Below are 16164 nucleotides of genomic sequence, written 5' to 3'. Positions count from 1 at the left end.
GGGGCTTCGTGGCCGAGGCGTGCCAAAAGTTACGCAATCGCGTTCGGCTCCAAAGTTAAAGCAGAAGCCCCGGGCCTGCATGGCCCGGGGCTTCCTTTGTCAATGCCTGACTAGCTACTCGACGGTGACGCTCTTGGCGAGGTTGCGGGGCTGGTCCACGTCGTAGCCCTTGGCTGCTGCCAGTTCCGCGGCGAAGATCTGCAGCGGCACGGTGGTCAGCAGGGGCATGAGCAGGGTGGGGGTTTCCGGGACGTAGAAGACGTACTCGGCGTAGGCCTTGACGGCTTCGTCGCCTTCCTCGGCGATGACCAGGGTCCGGGCGCCGCGGGCGCGGACTTCCTGGATGTTGGAGACCACCTTGGAGTGCAGCGAGTCGCGGCCGCGTGGGGACGGGACCACCACGAACACCGGCTGGCCTTCGTCGATCAGCGCGATGGGGCCGTGCTTGAGCTCACCGGCGGCAAAGCCTTCGGCGTGGATGTACGCGATCTCCTTGAGCTTGAGCGCACCTTCCAGGGCTACGGGGAAGCCCACGTGCCGGCCCAGGAACAGCACGGACTTTTCGTCCGCCATGGACCGGGCCAGTTCGCGGAGCGGCCCGGCGTTGTCCAGGATGGTCTGGATCTTGGCGGGGATCTTGTTCAGGTCCGCCAGGACGTCCTTGATCTGGCCGGAGAAGATGTTCCCGCGCAGCTGTGCCAGGTATAGGCCCAGCAGGTACGCGGCGGTGATCTGGGCCAGGAACGCCTTGGTGGACGCCACCGCGATTTCCGGGCCGGCGTGCGTGTAGAGCACGGCGTCGGATTCACGCGGGATGGTGGAGCCGTTGGTGTTGCAGATGGAGATGGTCTTGGCGCCCTGCTCGCGGGCGTACCGGACTGCCATCAGGGTGTCCATGGTCTCGCCGGACTGGCTGATGGACACCACCAGGGTCTTCTCGTCCAGGATCGGGTCGCGGTAGCGGAACTCGTGCGCCAGCTCCACCTCCGTGGGGATGCGGCACCAGTTCTCGATGGCGTACTTGGCCACCATGCCGGCGTAGGCGGCCGTGCCGCAGGCCAGCACGATGATCTTGTTAACCTGCTTCAGCAGCTCCGGGTCGATCCGCAGCTCATCCAGGGTCAGCTTGCCCTTGATGTCCGAGCGGCCCAGCAGGGTCTGCGCCACGGCGTCGGGCTGGTCATGGATTTCCTTCTCCATGAAGGAGGAGAAGCCGCCCTTTTCCGCCGAGGCCGGGTCCCAGTCAACGTGGTATTCCTTGCCCTGGGCCGGGTTGCCGTAGAAATCGGTGATCTCCACCGAGTCCGCGGTGATGGTGACGATCTGGTCCTGGCCCAGCTCCACGGCGCGGCGGGTGTAGTCGATGAACCCGGAGACGTCCGAGCCCAGGAAGTTCTCGCCCTCGCCCAGGCCCACCACCAGCGGGGAGTTGCGGCGGGCGGCCACGACGACGTCGGGCTGGTCCGCGTGCACGGCCAGGAGCGTGAAGGCGCCCTCGAGGCGCTGGCAGGCCAGCTCCATCGCGTGGGTCAGGCCGCCGTTGGCCGGGTCACCGCCCAGCTTGTTCCGCAGGATGTCGGCCAGCAGCGCGGCAGCAACTTCGGTGTCCGTCTCGGACAGGAAGGTCACGCCCTTTTCCAGCAGCTCAAGCTTGAGCTCGGCGAAGTTTTCAATGATGCCGTTGTGGATCACGGCGAGCTTGCCGCCGTCGGCCAGGTGCGGGTGGGCGTTGCGGTCCGTCGGGCCGCCGTGCGTGGCCCAGCGGGTGTGGCCGATGCCGGTCACTGCCTCAGGAAGCGGGCGCGCCTCGAGCTCGCCAATCAGGTTGCTCAGCTTCCCGGACTTCTTCCGCGACTCGATGGTCCCCTGGGACACCACGGCCACACCGGCAGAGTCATAACCGCGGTACTCCAGGCGGCGCAGTCCCTCAAGGACAACGTCCAGCGCACTGTGACCGTTAATTGCACCGTCAGTCGAACGGCCTACGTATCCCACGATTCCACACATAGCCACAAGACTATCGGCAGCGGGCCGGTTGCTCTAAACCGGCCGGCCGGCGTGTGGGGCTGCCGGCGGGGCGTCCGTGACGGGTGCCGCCGCGCTGAGCAGGGGCGTCATTTCGCGATGTGCCGGGAGCGGGGCAGAATCTTTAGCGTGACTTCGCAACGCAATGAAGCGAACGGGGAGGGTGCCTCGCCGTTCGTGGAGCTGGACCGGCATACCTGGTCCCGGCTCGCAGCCCAGATGGAACAGCCCCTTAATGAAGAGGATGTGCTGCGCCTTCGCGGGCTTGGCGACCCCTTGGACATCAAGGAAGTCAGGGATGTCTACCTGCCGCTGTCCCGGCTCCTGCACCTGTACGTCGAGGCGGCCGGGCAGCTGCATGCGGCCACCACCACGTTCCTGGGCGAGCAGACCCAGCGCACCCCGTTCGTAATCGGCGTCGCCGGGTCAGTTGCGGTGGGCAAGTCCACCATCGCCCGTGTCCTGCGCGAAATGCTCCGCCGCTGGCCGGGCACCCCCAATGTGGAGCTCATCACCACGGATGGTTTCCTCTATCCGCTGGCCGAGCTGAAGCGGCGGCAGCTGCTGGACCGGAAGGGTTTCCCTGAGTCCTACGATCGCCGGGCTCTGCTGCGTTTCGTGAGCGAGATCAAGGGCGGCGCCGAGGAAGTGCGCGCACCGTGGTACTCCCACGTCACCTACGACATCGTGCCCGGCAAGGAAGTGGTGGTCCGCCGCCCGGACGTGCTGATCGTGGAGGGCCTGAACGTGCTGGCCCCGGCGCGGCCGCGGCATGACGGCAGGCAGGGCCTGGCGCTGAGTGACTTCTTCGACTTCTCCATCTACGTCGACGCCAAGACCTCCTACATCGAGGAGTGGTACGTGGATCGGTTCCGGAAGCTGCGGAGCACGGCGTTCGCGCAGCCGGAGTCCTACTTCCACCGCTACGCCACCCTCTCGGATGAGGAGGCGGAGAGCACCGCACGGGACATCTGGAAGCGGATCAATGAGCCCAACCTGGAGGAGAATGTGCTGCCCACCCGGGGCCGGGCGCAGCTGGTGCTGACCAAAGAGGCCGACCATTCCATCCGCCGCATGCTGCTCCGGAAGGTGTAGCACAGGTGTGCTACCACTGCGGTTCCCCGAGCCGGCGCAGCTTCGGCCGCTTCCTTGCAGCGGGGGCCGGGCTGACTGTCCTGGCTGGCTGCACGCCGGAGGCACCCAAGGCCGTGGCGCCGTCGTCCGCTGCTCCTTCCGCGTCCCCCTCCCCCGCAGCCGCCACCGTCCCAGCAGGCCCGACGGCGGAAGCGGCCACGGTGGGCCAGCCGCCTGAGCCGCCGTCCCCCACACCGTCCCCGTCGGCAACCCTGGCGCGGCAGTTTTCGCTTGACGACCCGGCCAGCCAGTGGGTCATCGTGAACAAGCACCGGCCGCTGAAGCCGGCCGACTATGTGCCGGCCGATTTGGTGCGCCCCGCCGTCGCCATTTCCGCGGCCGGCGAGGCTGCCCTGCTGAACAGCACGACGGCGGCCGCCGCCGAGGCGATGTTCGCTGCGGCGGCGCGGGACGGCGTGGAGATCGTCCTGGCCAGCGGCTACCGCTCGTACACCACCCAGGTGACCACCTACAACGGGTACGTCGCGGCCCGCGGGCAGGCCGACGCCGACACGGCCAGCGCGCGCCCGGGCCATTCGGAGCACCAGACGGGGTGGGCGTTCGACATCGCGGACGGCGGCGGCGCCTGCAGCTTCCAGCCGTGTTTCGCGGACCAGCCGTCGGCGGCATGGGCGAAGGCCAACGGGCACCGGTTCGGGTTCGTGGTGCGGTACCAGTGGATGCTGCACCCCATCACGGGGTACTTCTACGAGCCGTGGCACATGCGGTTCGTGGGCGTGGAAGCCGCGACGGACATGCTGAACCGCGGCATTGCCACACTGGAGGAATACTTCGGCCTCGAAGCGGCGCCAACCTACCTGTAACACGGGTGCGCTAGGTTGGTTTCCATGCTTAGTGGATTCAAGAACTTCATCATGAAGGGCAACGTCGTTGACCTTGCCGTGGCTGTTGTCATGGGTACTGCCTTCGGAGCCGTCGTCACGGCGCTGGTGAACAAGGTGCTCATGCCGTTCGTCTCCGGCCTGGTGGGCGCACCCAACTTTGACAGCTTTGCGCGCGTGGAGCTGAACGGGAACGCCATCGAGTTCGGGGTGCTGCTGACGGCGGTGGTGAACTTCCTGTTGATCGCGGCTGCCATCTACTTCGTGGTGGTGATGCCGATGAACATGATGATCGAGCGCCGCAACCGCCGGCTGGGGATCAACAAGGACGTCAAGAAGGATGCCGCCGAGGATCCGCAGGTTGCGTTGCTGACCGAGATCCGGGATGCGCTGAAGGACCGCGTTTAGGCCGCCTGTTCAACCGCCAGTGGCCCGCCTCCTGTTGGAGGCGGGCCACTTTTGTTTAGCTGTGGAAATGCCATTGACATTTCTTCTTTCCGCACCAAATGATTGCGCAATGGGGGAAATGATCGCCAATCAAGCGGGAGCGTCATCAATATTTCGGGGCCCGAGGACTCCGCCGCTAGTCACGCTCCTGCTCGTCGTCGTAGCCCTTGTCGCACGGCTCTTCCTTATGCCGTATGAGAGCGAAGATGCGGCCACTTTCCTCTTGCCTTGGATGGAGCAGTTTCGCGACCGCGGTGTCTGGGCGCTCGGGGGGGACTTCTCGAATTACAACTTCCCGTATTTGTTCCTTTTGTTCTTGGTCAGCCTTTTGCCCGTTGAGCCCCTCTTCGCAATAAAGGCTGTATCCGTTGGGGGCGATGTCCTACTCGCCCTTGCGGTAGCGGCGCTCGCAAAGCAGCTTGGCCCATCGCAGCTGGCACCCCGAACCATAGCGGTCATAGCACTGCTGGCCCCGACGGTTCTCCTCAATGCCGCGATGTGGGGACAGTGCGATTCCATTTACACTGCGTTCCTTTTGTTGTCGGCACGAAGCCTGCTTCGGGACAACTACAACTGTGCTTGGTCATGGTGGGGGGTTGCAGTCGCGTTCAAGCTACAGTCAGTGTTTTTTCTACCCGCGTTGGCAGCGGTCTCGCTTCGGAACCGTCGCGGCTTCAAAGGTCCGTTCCTGGCCACCTGCGTTTGGTTAGCACTCAGCTTGCCGCCTGTAATCTTCGGGCGGTCTTGGGAAAGTACGCTCACTATCTATGTAAGGCAAACCACGGACGGTCGATTGGTTTCTGGGGCTGCCAACATCTTTGCCTGGTTCCCGGAAATGGATGCCGCTCAGGGAAGATGGTGGGGTATCCTACTATGCGCGCTCGCCCTAGCCGTTGCCACGGCCGCCTATTGGCGCGGTGCGGATACTTTGGTCCGTCGCCTCTATATGTGCATTACGGTCGTAGCCGTATGCCCACTGTTGCTCCCGCAAATGCACGACCGTTACTTCTTTGCGGCTGAAGTGATGTCGTTGCTTCTCTTTAACTGGGCAGGGTTACGCATAGTTCCTTGCCTACTGGCCACAACAGGAGCGTTTGTTTACTTCTTGTATTTTGCAAGGAACAGCTACGCGATGCCTCTTGCGATCGCATTCTCATTCCAAGCCGTAGCCGTCATCCTGATGTACCGAGCCCTTATGCGGGGCAGCGGCAAAACACTTCCGGGCTCCGCTATTCACTAACAAGTTCCAGCGCGAGCTCGGTCCGGACCACCTGGGCCAGGTGTTCGGCGATGGACTGCGCGGTCTCTTCGTCCGCGGCTTCCACCATTACCCGGACCACAGGCTCGGTACCTGAGGGGCGGAGCAGGACGCGGCCGGTTTCCCCGAGTGCCGCTTCCGCTGCCGCCACGGCCTGGGCGAGGACGTCGCTGCTGCCCACCCGGCTCCGGTCCACGCCCTTGACGTTGATCAGCACCTGCGGGAGTTTGGTCATGACGGTGGCCAGCTCCTTGAGCGGCTTGCCGGTCAGGGCTACCTGCGCTGCGAGCTGGAGGCCGGTGAGGAGGCCATCGCCGGTGGTCGCGTGGTCGGCGAAGATGACGTGGCCTGACTGTTCGCCACCGAGGTTGTAGCCGCCGTCGCGCATGCCTTCCAGGACGTAGCGGTCCCCCACGGCGGTTTCCACGATGGTGATGCCGGCGTTGCGGAGGGCGATCTTGAGGCCGAGGTTGCTCATGACGGTGGCCACCAGGACGTCGTCCTTGAGCTTGCCAGACTTTTGCAGGGCGATGGCCAGGATGGCCATGATCTGGTCGCCGTCCACTTCGTTGCCCTCGTGGTCCACGGCGAGGCAGCGGTCGGCGTCGCCGTCGTGGGCGATGCCAAGGTTGGCGCCGTTCTTGACCACAGCTTCCTTGAGCGGGCCGAGGTGGGTGGAGCCGACGCCGTCATTGATGTTCAGGCCGTCCGGATCGGCGCCGATGACGATGACGTCAGCGCCGGCGTCCTTGAAGAGCTGGGGCGAGCAGCCGCTGGCGGCGCCGTTGGCGCAGTCGAGGACCACGGTGAGCCCGTCGAGCCGGTGTGGGAGGGTGCGGAGCAGGTGGACGATGTAGCGGTCCTCGGCGTCCGAGAAGCGCTGGATGCGTCCGACGTCGGCGCCCGTGGGGCGGACGGCTTCCTTGCCCATCTGGGCCTCGATGGCGTCCTCCACCTCATCCGGCAGCTTCTGGCCGCCGCGGGCGAAGAACTTGATGCCGTTGTCCGGCGCCGGGTTGTGGGAAGCGGAGATCATGACGCCGAAGTCGGCGTCGAGGTCCGCCACCAGGTACGCGGCGGCGGGAGTGGGCAGGACCCCAGCGTCATAGACGTCGATGCCGGAGCTGGAAAGGCCGGCCTCGACGGCGGCGGCGATGAACTCGCCGCTGGCGCGCGGGTCACGGGCCAGCACAGCGCGGGGCCGGGAGCCGTTGGAGTTGCGGTCATGACCAAGCACGACGGCGGCCGCCTGGGCCAGCTGCAGGGCCAGCTCTGCTGTCAGCAGACCATTGGCCAGCCCCCGGACACCATCAGTTCCAAATAATCTAGACACCGGTCAAGTGTAGAGGATGGGGCGCAGGGCGGTGACGGAGTGGCCGAGCTTCAGGAGTGCGAGGTTCGGGTTCCCGAAGGGCAGCTGGAAGGTTGACGATATCTTGAGCCTGGAATCGCGGCTTCTTCGATAAGCTCACCGCAGCAAGCTGGATCGAGCGAATTAATCGGGGGCGGGACGATGCCGGCATCTGAACGAAGGTTGACCAGCCTGACAGGGCTCCGTTTTTTTGCAGCTCTAGCTGTGGTGCTTTACCACCTAAGGATTTACTTCTCGCCAATTGGGGACGGCCTTGCGGTGTTCGGCTACGGTTTCACGGCTGTCAGCTTCTTCTTTGTGCTTTCAGGCTTCGTGCTGACGTGGTCCCAAAAGAGCGACGTAAAAACAAGGCGCTTCTACCTCAACCGCATCGCCAGGATCTGGCCGCTTCATCTAGTCACCATGTTCTTGGCTATCTGGGCACCTGCACTGCCGACCTCGTCCGGCGCATCCTTGCCAGGCGCACTGTTTGTGGCCACACTCACACAGTCGTGGATTCCCGCCAGTCCGTTCCTAAACGCCTTCAATGGTGTCTCCTGGTCGCTCTCCTGCGAAGCGTTCTTTTACTTGATGTTTCCGTTGTTGTTCAACAGGATCATGCACATGAGCCCCAACTACCGCGTCTTCATCATCTTTCCAATCGCTGGAACAGTTCTATTCGGGGTCCTAGCGTCAGTCACATCCATACCCACGGCTGATTATCTGCTGATCGCCATGCCACTGTTTCGGCTGGGAGAATTTGTGCTTGGAATTTGCCTCGCAAGACTTATGAAGGCCGGATGGCGACCAAGATTCTCTGTGCTGATGTCGCTTGGGTTGCTGGCAATCCTAACTGCCGGCCTTTTCGCCGCTTCGTTTATCCTGAACAAAAATGAAGGCCCAATCCCGATGACACTCGCCAATTTGGTTATGATTCCCGGGTTCCTGACAGTCATAGCAGCGTGTGCCAAGCAAGACATTGAAGGTAGAACAGGGATGTTGGGTTCTCCACTCCTTACCAAACTTGGACAATGGTCGTTTGCACTGTACCTAGTTCACGAGGTGGTGCTTCGCGTGTTCAGGCCGTGGACTCAGTCAGCGTCCATCCTGGAAGTCTCAGCTATGGCAGCCGCTGTGTTTGTCATATCCGTCGCAGCCGCTGGAGCACTTCATGAGTTCGTGGAGCAACCGGTCGAAAAGAAGTTGCGGTCCTTGACGGCGCCAATCGTGAACCTCAACAAGTACTCCACTCAGAGAAGCAGGTAGTGACTGCCTCAGCAGGCAATCTCAGCTAACGACTACTTGAATTTGAGGGATAAGTACCTGTCTTTCCTCAAAGGCCTCGCTCCAACCGTTCAGGCGCTCCTACGATCCATGCATGACACCTAGCTATGGGGGCTTGGCGCTCGAAATTGTAGTACCGGTCTTCAACGAGGAAGCCGTACTCGAACACAGCATCTCAAGGCTCTCCGAATACCTCACACAGGAAATGCCGTCGACGTGGAAGATCACCATTGCCGACAATGCGAGCACGGACAGGACTCCAGCGATCGCTGCCCGGCTGAGCCAACAACTGCCGAATGTTGAGTATCGCCGCCTTGAAGTCAAAGGACGCGGGTACGCACTTCGCGATGCATGGAGCGTTTCGGATGCAAAGGTCTTGGCTTACTTGGACGTTGACCTCTCCACTGATCTTGCGGCGCTCCCACCGCTGGTGGCTCCCTTGCTGTCCGGTCATTCCGATGTTTCCATTGGCACACGGCTCGGCCAGAGTTCACGCGTGAGCCGCGGCCCGAAACGGGAATTTATTTCCCGCTCCTATAACTTCCTGCTCCGCCGCACGATGCAGGTCCGGTTCTCTGATGCTCAGTGCGGATTCAAGGCAATAAGGGCCGACGTCGCCAAGCGTCTGCTCCCGCACGTTGAGGACAATGGCTGGTTCTTCGATACGGAATTGTTGATCATTGCCGAACGCTCCGGGCTGCGGATCCACGAAATCCCCGTCGACTGGATTGATGACCCCGATAGCCGCGTCAATATTAGGCAAACGGCGCTTGACGATCTTCGCGGGATGATTCGCGTAGGCGGGTCCCTGGTGAAGGGCTCAATTCCCGTCCAAGCCATCTACGCCGAACTCGGCCGCGGGCCAATAGTCCCGCCTGGGCGCCCGAGTTTCTTCGGCCAGGTCATTCGGTTTGGGCTCGTCGGTGTTGTTTCAACTCTCGCGTTCGCGTTCCTCTATTTGGTACTCCAGGGACCTTTCGGTGCACAGCAGGCCAATTTCCTTGCTCTGCTCCTGACAGCTGTGGGCAACACAGCTGTAAACAGGAGGTTCACCTTCGGTATTCGCGGTCCCTCGAAGCTGTTCACGCACCAGTTTCAGGGCCTCGTTGTCTTCCTGCTTGCCTGGGCATTAACGTCCTCGGCCCTCGTGGTGCTCCATGCTGTGAATCTCGACCCGGCTCCAAGCACAGAACTTTTGGTGCTGACCACCGCCAACATCCTCGCTACTTTGCTGCGGTTTGTGCTTCTTCGTCTCTGGGTATTCCGGGTTCGCTCCGCGGACGAGCGTTCGGCTGTTCTCCCCTTCCGGCCCGCGGGACAGTCCGTCCGTTGAACATCGAAAGGGCGCACAAAGTCCCCGCCGCCGACAACCCGTTGGCCGGAATACCCCGGTGTCGAGTAGGCGCATCGCCATTTATTACCTGTCAACAAAGCATTGACGAATTGTTCCCTGCGGGAATGCTATCGCTGTCACGGATCGAGTTCAGTCGAATTTCAAGGAGGCGGGAGCGTTGACGGCTTCACTAATTACGACCTTCGGTGGTGACTACAGAGCGGCGGCCAAGCGGTCTCTTCGAGGGCTGATAAGGGGACGCGCTCAGGATCCTGCGTGGGAGCGGCCGATTCTAATGCTCCTCTTGGCCCTCAATGCCACTCTAAACTTCTGGAATCTCGGGATCAACGGATGGGGCAACTACTTTTACAGCGCCGCCGTCCAGTCCGGCACCCAGAATTTGGTATCTGCATTTTTTGGCTCCTCCGATTGGGGCAATTCCATTACAGTTGACAAGCCGCCACTTAGCTTGTGGGTCATGGAGATTTCTACCAAAATCTTCGGCTTAACGCCCATTGGAGTATTAGCACCACAAGGACTTATGGGCGTCGCATCAACACTGCTCATTTACCTAATCATCCGCCAGCATTTCGCAGCAGTACCTGCACTTTTTGCCGCGGCCATTTTCTTTACGACTCCAATCGTGGTTCTGATGTCGCGATACAACAACCCTGACCCACTCATGCTTTTGCTGATGCTCGTCTCTGTATATGCCGTCCAGCATGCGATTGAATCCGACCGGCTGAGGTACCTGATTCTCGCGGGGGCAGCAGTTGGCTTGGCATTCATGACCAAGCAACTTCAAGGGCTCCTAGTGTTGCCGAGCATCAGTATCGCGTATCTGCTCTGGAGTAACACGGAATGGACTAGGAAACTGAAGTATGCCAGCATTTCAGGCTCAGTGATGGTGTTCACCGCCGGCATTTGGATGACCGTGGTAGACCTGATACCGGCAGAAGCGCGGCCCTTCGTGGGAGGATCGCATTCCAATAGTGTGTTGGAACTGACCTTGGGCTACAACGGCTTGGACCGGATAGTCGGGACCGAGGAAGATCCGGTTGCTAACCTCATCCCTGCACAATTCAGGCAGGTGGACTCGGACGCCGGCTTTCTGCGACTTCTGAATGCGAACTACGGACAGGAGATCGGCTGGACACTGCCCGTTGCCATCATCTGCACGCTCCTGGTTTGCCTCGGATGGAAGTTGCTGCCCCCAGCACGGGGTGCAAGAGCCCTGGCCTTCGTGGCGGTCACGTGGTTTCTCGGAACCTACCTCGTGCTGAGCTTCATGGGCAATCAAATCCATACCTATTACACGGAGACACTCTCCGCACCGCTGGCCCTCACCGTAGGTGTGGCCAGCGCACTCTATATCCGGCACCGACGGCTGTTGGCTGTGAGAGTGTGTGCTGCGCTTGGCATCCTGTCGACCGCAGTTTGCTCATGGCTTATTCTGAGCAGCGTGATCGGCTGGCCGGAATGGCTGGGCAGCGGAATCCTGCTGCTGGGAACTCTTGGAGCAGCACTGTCGGTGGTTACGCCGCCGGCGCGGTGGCTTGAGGTGTGCGCCGCAATCATGGCGATTGCAGCCATACTGGCCGGGCCGCTCGTCACATCTGCGCTCACGACAACGATCCCGCAAAACGGTTCCAACCCTGTATCCGGTCAACTGACCAAAAGCCCGGCCAGCATTAATCGCTTCCTCGACGATATGAAGCACGGAAACCCAGCATGGGCTTACGACATTGCCTTCGGCCAGACGCCGAACGACGCTATCCTCAGCAAATTGGCGACCTCAAAAACATGTCTATGGGCGGCTGCCACTTCCGCTTCGCAGACTGCTGCAAGACTGCAAATCGGGGCCAGCCGGCCGATCATGCCACTCGGTGGATTCGCTGGATCAGATCCCTCCCCCACACTCCAAGCCTTCAAAGACAGGGTCGCCGCCGGACAAATTTGCTACTTCCTTCCCCAGGATGAATTCATGGCGACCCAGCCTAAGGCAAGCACCTTCGCTGAAATTTGCGACTGGGTAAAGAGCCATTTTCAGCTCGAGATGGTCGGTGGGCAAGGCATCTATGACTTATCAAAACCGATTGCGTGAGCACCCAGGAGGCGCCCACTACTAGCACCCAAATAGGAAATATCAGACGCCTATCGCCGAATCCCCTCAAAGAATTCCCGCACGCAAAAGCCCGCCCCACCAACTGGCGGGACGGGCTTCCGTGCAAGCGGATTTAGCGCTTGGAGTACTGCTGAGCCTTACGGGCCTTCTTAAGACCAGCCTTCTTACGCTCGATGACACGGGCGTCACGGGACAGGTAACCGGCCTTCTTCAGGGTCGGACGGTTGTTTTCGACGTCGATCTCGTTCAAGGAACGGGCGATGCCGAGGCGCAGTGCGCCCGCCTGGCCGGAAATGCCACCACCGTGGATACGGGCGATGACGTCGTAGGCGCCTTCGAGATCAAGGATCTTGAAGGGCTCATTGACGTCCTGCTGGTGCAGTTTGTTCGGGAAGTAGTTCGCCAGCTCGCGGCCGTTGATGGTCCACTTGCCGGAGCCGGGCACAACGCGGACGCGTGCAACGGCTTCCTTCCGGCGGCCAACAGCTGCGCCGGCAACGGTCAGGGCCGGGCGCTCCTTCTTGGGAGCAGCTTCAGCAGCTGAGCTCTCAGAGGTGTAGCTGGTCAGGTTTTCCTCGGCCTCGGGGGCCTCGGTGGTCAGTTCTTCGTTCTGAGCCACGATTCTCCTTGTATTAAGTAAGTTGTTTGGTGGCCAGGACTACTGGGCGACCTGGGTGATTTCGAAAGTCTTGGGCTGCTGGGCGGCGTGCGGGTGCTCAGCACCGCGGTACACCTTCAGCTTGCCGAGCTGCTGGGCAGCCAGGGAGTTCTTGGGGAGCATGCCCTTGATGGCCTTCTCAACAGCGCGGACCGGGTTGGTTTCCAGCAGTTCCGCGTAGTTGACGGAGGTCAGGCCGCCCGGGTAGCCGGAGTGGCGGTATGCGCGCTTCTGCTCCAGCTTGGCGCCGGTCAGGGCTACCTTCTCGGCGTTGATGATGATGACAAAGTCGCCCATGTCCATGTGGGATGCGAAAGTGGCCTTGTGCTTGCCGCGCAGCAGGATTGCGGTCTGGCTTGCAAGACGACCAAGGACAACGTCGGTGGCGTCAATGACGTGCCACTGGCGGTTGATATCGCCGGGCTTCGGGGTGTACGTACGCACGGTGTTTGCCTCGTTCTTGTTCTGGCGTTCTTGTTTAGGTGTCACTAACTCGTGCACCTACTGTCTGCGCGCTACCGGAACAGAGGTGAGGGCTCCATGTAACCAGTCATCCTGAAGTTCCGAATGTGCACGTTGAGTAGTTATCCTGCAACCGGATTCTCAAGCGGGCACGCACCATCGGAACAGGACACGCACAACGACTACCAAGATTAGCGCGTCAGGTGGTCTGGGGTCAAAATGGGGGTAGCTGGAGGCCGCTGGGGCCTGAGCGGCCCATCTACGCAGGGGGATGCAGTGTTGTCAGCGGTGAACGGGGACTCCAGGAGCGTGCTCGTCCTAGTCATCGGCGCCGCGCTCCTAGGTGGCGCCCTATCACCCCTCGCGGAGATCCTGATCGCGAAACTGCTTCCGAGACTTGGCGAAGCGCCACGCCCAACGACACGAATTGCGACAGCGGGCCTCACCGCTGTCGCAAGTGTCGCCTTTGCGCTGCATTTTGGTATGTCCTCCAGCCTTCCTGCTTTTATTTTCCTCGCGATAATCGGGGTTCAACTCGCGCGGATTGATGTAGCACTCCACCTACTGCCCAATCCCCTGGTGCTGACCCTTCTCGCCGGCGGTCTTATATTGCTTTTACCGCCTGCACTCCTTGATAAGCAATCTGACCAATGGCTCCGAGCGGCCGTTGGAGCTGCTAGTTTGTTTGCCGCGTATCTGATTATGGGACTCATTTCCCCGGGCGGCATCGGTATGGGCGACGTAAAGCTGGCCGCACCGGTTGGGCTCTACTTGGGGTACCTAGGCTGGACACAGCTCCTCTACGGCGGCTTGCTGGGCTTTGTCCTCAACGGGGTGGTCACGGCGCTTGTCCTGCGCAGAAAGGGCCGCGAACAAGCCACGGAAGTGCCGCACGGCCCCTCAATGCTGGGCGCTTTGGCAGCCCTCGCACTCTTCACCCGCTAGGCATCGTCACCTCAACCCACCGGCGCTACCAAGGCTATCCAACGTCAGCCTCCAAGTAGCCAGCAGAATACCTACGTTCGCTTCTGAGTACTGGCAGCTGCTTTCGAGTACGTACTTTTGCCTCGCCTGCGAAAAGTCGAGTACCACTACGCATTGTTGGTCATTGGCGACAGTGACAATCTCTTCTTAGCGAAGTCCAGCCGCTAAGGAATTATGGGGGCAGCTGGAAATTCGTTGAAATATATATCAATTCCATTTCACCGAATTAAGGACATTAAAATGACTTCTCTTATGGTCTCGATGATGGCATTCGTTGCCGGCGTCAAGGATCGTTTCTCCTCGGAAAAGGGGGCGACGGCCACGGAGTACTCGCTGCTCGTAGCCTTCATTGCGCTAATCATCATCGTCGGTGTTACTGCCTTCGGCAGCGCCCTCAACACTTGGTTCACCAGCCTGGGAACCAAGGTGGGCACCTGGTAGGTGGCAGCCTCCCGAGTGCGCCGCGTCCTTGCAGTCCAGCGGGCGCGGCGCTCTCCGTGGCAGCGGATGAACCTTGAAGCTGCCTCCTTCAGTGATCGCCTGGGGTGATCAGCCGGCGCATTAGCGACCGTGCTAGGACAAGGAACTTAGGAACAAAAATGACTTCATTAATGGTCTCCGTGCTCGCTTTTGTTGCGGGTTGCAGGGAGCGCATCTCCTCGGAAAAGGGTGCAACAGCGACAGAGTACTCCCTGCTGGTGGCGTTCATAGCACTCATCATCATCGTCGGCGTCACCGCTTTCGGCTCAGCGCTCAACACCTGGTTCACCAGCCTGGGCACGACAGTCGGCACCTGGTAGCCAACCCAGCTTCCGGATGTGCCGCCCAACACCCGCGGCACATCCGGAATCGCAACCAACCTCGGGGGATCCGTTGAGAAAGATCCGCAAAGAAGACTCGGAACATAAAAGCCGGGGCGCCGTCGCCGTGGAGTTTGCGCTGGTGGCTCCCATCCTTCTGGCCCTCGTTGTAGGCATAGTTGAGTTCGCCAACGCCTACAACGCCCAGATATCCGTTACCCAGGCAGCTCGTGAAGCAGCCCGGACCATGGCAGTCAAGAACAACCAGACCGACGCGAAAGCTGCTGCAGTTGCTGGTGCACCGGGAGTCAACTCAGCGGCTTTCGCATATACCTTCAGCCCCGCAGCTTGTGCGGCCAACACCACGGCGAAGGTAACTATCACCTATACCTCCTCAACCTTGACCGGACTGTTTGGGAGTTCCGTAACCGTCACCGGAGTTGGAGCAATGCAATGCAACGGAACGTGAAGCCCTGCGAGAAGGAGCGGGGAGCTGCCGGCGTCCTCGTTGCGGTGATGATGGTTGTTCTCATCGGCGCCGGCGCACTAGCGGTCGACACCGGGCAAATCTATGCCGAAAGGGCCCAGCTGCAGAATGCTGCTGACGCTGGGGCACTTGGGGGAGCAAACCTTTGCTTCAAGGGCGGCTGCAGTCAGGCGGACGTAAACGCACTGGCCGCGAACTTGGCTAACAGCAACTCAAACGACGGCAAATCCACTGTTGAGTCCGTTGACCTATCAGTCGCAGGCCAGGTTTCCGTCACAACTTCTACCAAGGATGGAACTACAAACGCTGGCTTCCTGAGCAAGATGTTCGCCAGCGCCCTGAACTCACCACCTGCGAAAGTAGGGGCCACGGCAACTGCGAAGTGGTATTACCCCAAAAAGGGAGTAACAGTGCTCCCTTTGACCTTCGCTTCATGCGAGTTCAAGGACGACGGGGCAGCGCACAAAATCTTTATCCAGGGTGGGGCCCTGGACTGCAATGGGCTTAACCCCTCGAATCAGATCATCCCGGGCGGTTTCGCCTGGCTTGCACCTGACGGCGGAACGGGTTGCACCGTTACAGCCGAAGTTGGGCAGTGGAGCATGACAAGCGCAGGCGCCGCAGTTCCAAACAGTTGCATCGATCTCTTCAACCCATCCCTCAATCCGACGCTAGCGAATTCAACTGTCGCACTGCCTGTCTACAAGTACACCTGCGCCGGCATGCCCGCGGCTCAGTTCGGGACCTGTAACGGCAGTTCGGTGCAGTACTACATCGAGAAGTGGGCTGGTTTCAAGCTGCAGGCTTGGAACCTCAGCGGCCAGGCAAAGTACGACCCGACCAATGTCTTCACGGGCAGTGAAAAGGGCCTCTATGGAACCTTTGTCGGTTACAGCGCAGATCCAAGCATCTTCTCTGAGTACACGACAACGCCTAATGGCAACGTCATTGTCCCAACACTGATCAAGTAGAAA

General features: G+C 60.8%; 16 protein-coding genes. 12 read left to right on the top strand and 4 right to left on the bottom strand.

The features are described from left to right. Positions 1 to 114: 114 nt before the first annotated feature. Entirely contained in the window at positions 115 to 2007 is a 1893-nt protein-coding gene (gene glmS, locus RM50_RS15905; RefSeq protein ID WP_043454719.1) for a glutamine--fructose-6-phosphate transaminase (isomerizing), read from the bottom strand. Between the two features lie 117 nt (positions 2008 to 2124). Here glmS and coaA point away from each other — a divergent pair, with 117 nt between their 5' ends. The 4 genes from coaA (at position 2125) to RM50_RS15885 (ending at position 5688) form a co-directional block, all read left to right on the top strand. Further along, positions 2125 to 3120 carry a type I pantothenate kinase gene (gene coaA, locus RM50_RS15900; RefSeq protein ID WP_205622285.1) on the top strand — a complete coding sequence of 332 codons (996 nt, stop codon included), beginning with the start codon at positions 2125 to 2127 and terminating at the stop codon, positions 3118 to 3120. A gap of 5 nt (positions 3121 to 3125) precedes the next feature. Further along, positions 3126 to 3983: a M15 family metallopeptidase gene (locus RM50_RS15895; RefSeq protein WP_043454713.1), complete on the top strand. Its 858-nt coding sequence runs from the start codon at positions 3126 to 3128 to the stop codon at positions 3981 to 3983. Positions 3984 to 4007: 24 nt separating this feature from the next. Beyond that, the gene (mscL, locus tag RM50_RS15890; RefSeq protein ID WP_043454711.1) at positions 4008 to 4409 is read left to right on the top strand and encodes a large conductance mechanosensitive channel protein MscL; all 402 of its coding nucleotides are present in this window, start codon (positions 4008 to 4010) and stop codon (positions 4407 to 4409) included. A gap of 109 nt (positions 4410 to 4518) precedes the next feature. Then, positions 4519 to 5688 carry a hypothetical protein gene (locus RM50_RS15885; protein WP_043454708.1) on the top strand — a complete coding sequence of 390 codons (1170 nt, stop codon included), beginning with the start codon at positions 4519 to 4521 and terminating at the stop codon, positions 5686 to 5688. On the opposite strand, the gene glmM is transcribed toward RM50_RS15885, so the two are convergent. After that, complete coding sequence (gene glmM / locus RM50_RS15880; RefSeq protein ID WP_043454706.1) at positions 5678 to 7039, bottom strand: phosphoglucosamine mutase; 1362 nt, start codon at positions 7037 to 7039, stop codon at positions 5678 to 5680. The two genes, RM50_RS15885 and glmM, sit on opposite strands and share 11 nt — an antisense overlap. Before the next feature lie 201 nt (positions 7040 to 7240). Here glmM and RM50_RS15875 point away from each other — a divergent pair, with 201 nt between their 5' ends. From RM50_RS15875 to RM50_RS15865, 3 genes are all read left to right on the top strand, one after another. Continuing rightward, entirely contained in the window at positions 7241 to 8323 is a 1083-nt protein-coding gene (locus tag RM50_RS15875; protein ID WP_240471977.1) for an acyltransferase family protein, read from the top strand. 112 nt (positions 8324 to 8435) lie between these two features. Then, the gene (locus RM50_RS15870; protein ID WP_043454703.1) at positions 8436 to 9674 is read left to right on the top strand and encodes a bifunctional glycosyltransferase family 2/GtrA family protein; all 1239 of its coding nucleotides are present in this window, start codon (positions 8436 to 8438) and stop codon (positions 9672 to 9674) included. Between the two features lie 304 nt (positions 9675 to 9978). Beyond that, a complete protein-coding gene (locus RM50_RS15865; RefSeq protein ID WP_167562178.1) occupies positions 9979 to 11778 on the top strand; it encodes an ArnT family glycosyltransferase in 1800 nt (599 codons plus the stop codon). Positions 11779 to 11911: 133 nt separating this feature from the next. On the opposite strand, the gene rpsI is transcribed toward RM50_RS15865, so the two are convergent. Beyond that, entirely contained in the window at positions 11912 to 12418 is a 507-nt protein-coding gene (gene rpsI, locus RM50_RS15860) for a 30S ribosomal protein S9 (RefSeq protein WP_043454698.1), read from the bottom strand. Between the two features lie 39 nt (positions 12419 to 12457). After that, positions 12458 to 12901 (bottom strand): 50S ribosomal protein L13, encoded by a 444-nt coding sequence (rplM, locus tag RM50_RS15855; protein ID WP_043454696.1) that lies wholly within the window; start codon positions 12899 to 12901, stop codon positions 12458 to 12460. Between the two features lie 501 nt (positions 12902 to 13402). Between rplM and RM50_RS15850 the strand changes: the two genes are divergently transcribed. The 5 genes from RM50_RS15850 to RM50_RS15830 all read left to right on the top strand — a co-directional run bounded on the left by RM50_RS15850 (position 13403) and on the right by RM50_RS15830 (position 16161). Next, positions 13403 to 13864, top strand: a complete 462-nt coding sequence (locus RM50_RS15850) for a prepilin peptidase (RefSeq protein ID WP_346421987.1) — start codon at positions 13403 to 13405, stop codon at positions 13862 to 13864. Positions 13865 to 14143: 279 nt separating this feature from the next. Continuing rightward, positions 14144 to 14344, top strand: a complete 201-nt coding sequence (locus tag RM50_RS15845) for a Flp family type IVb pilin (protein ID WP_043454690.1) — start codon at positions 14144 to 14146, stop codon at positions 14342 to 14344. Positions 14345 to 14502: 158 nt separating this feature from the next. Next, a complete protein-coding gene (locus RM50_RS15840) occupies positions 14503 to 14703 on the top strand; it encodes a Flp family type IVb pilin (protein ID WP_043454687.1) in 201 nt (66 codons plus the stop codon). A gap of 73 nt (positions 14704 to 14776) precedes the next feature. Further along, a complete protein-coding gene (locus RM50_RS15835; protein WP_043454684.1) occupies positions 14777 to 15172 on the top strand; it encodes a TadE/TadG family type IV pilus assembly protein in 396 nt (131 codons plus the stop codon). Continuing rightward, positions 15157 to 16161, top strand: coding sequence for a pilus assembly protein TadG-related protein (locus RM50_RS15830; RefSeq protein WP_043454682.1), 1005 nt, complete (start codon positions 15157 to 15159; stop codon positions 16159 to 16161). Before RM50_RS15835 ends, RM50_RS15830 begins: the two co-directional genes overlap by 16 nt. The last annotated feature ends 3 nt before the right edge of the window (positions 16162 to 16164 follow it).

It is taken from the genome of Pseudarthrobacter phenanthrenivorans, from assembly GCF_000813845.1.
GTDB lineage: Bacteria > Actinomycetota > Actinomycetes > Actinomycetales > Micrococcaceae > Arthrobacter > Arthrobacter phenanthrenivorans_B.
The sequence above is the reverse complement of the archived record's forward strand: the minus strand, read 5'-3'. Positions and strand labels throughout refer to the sequence as shown.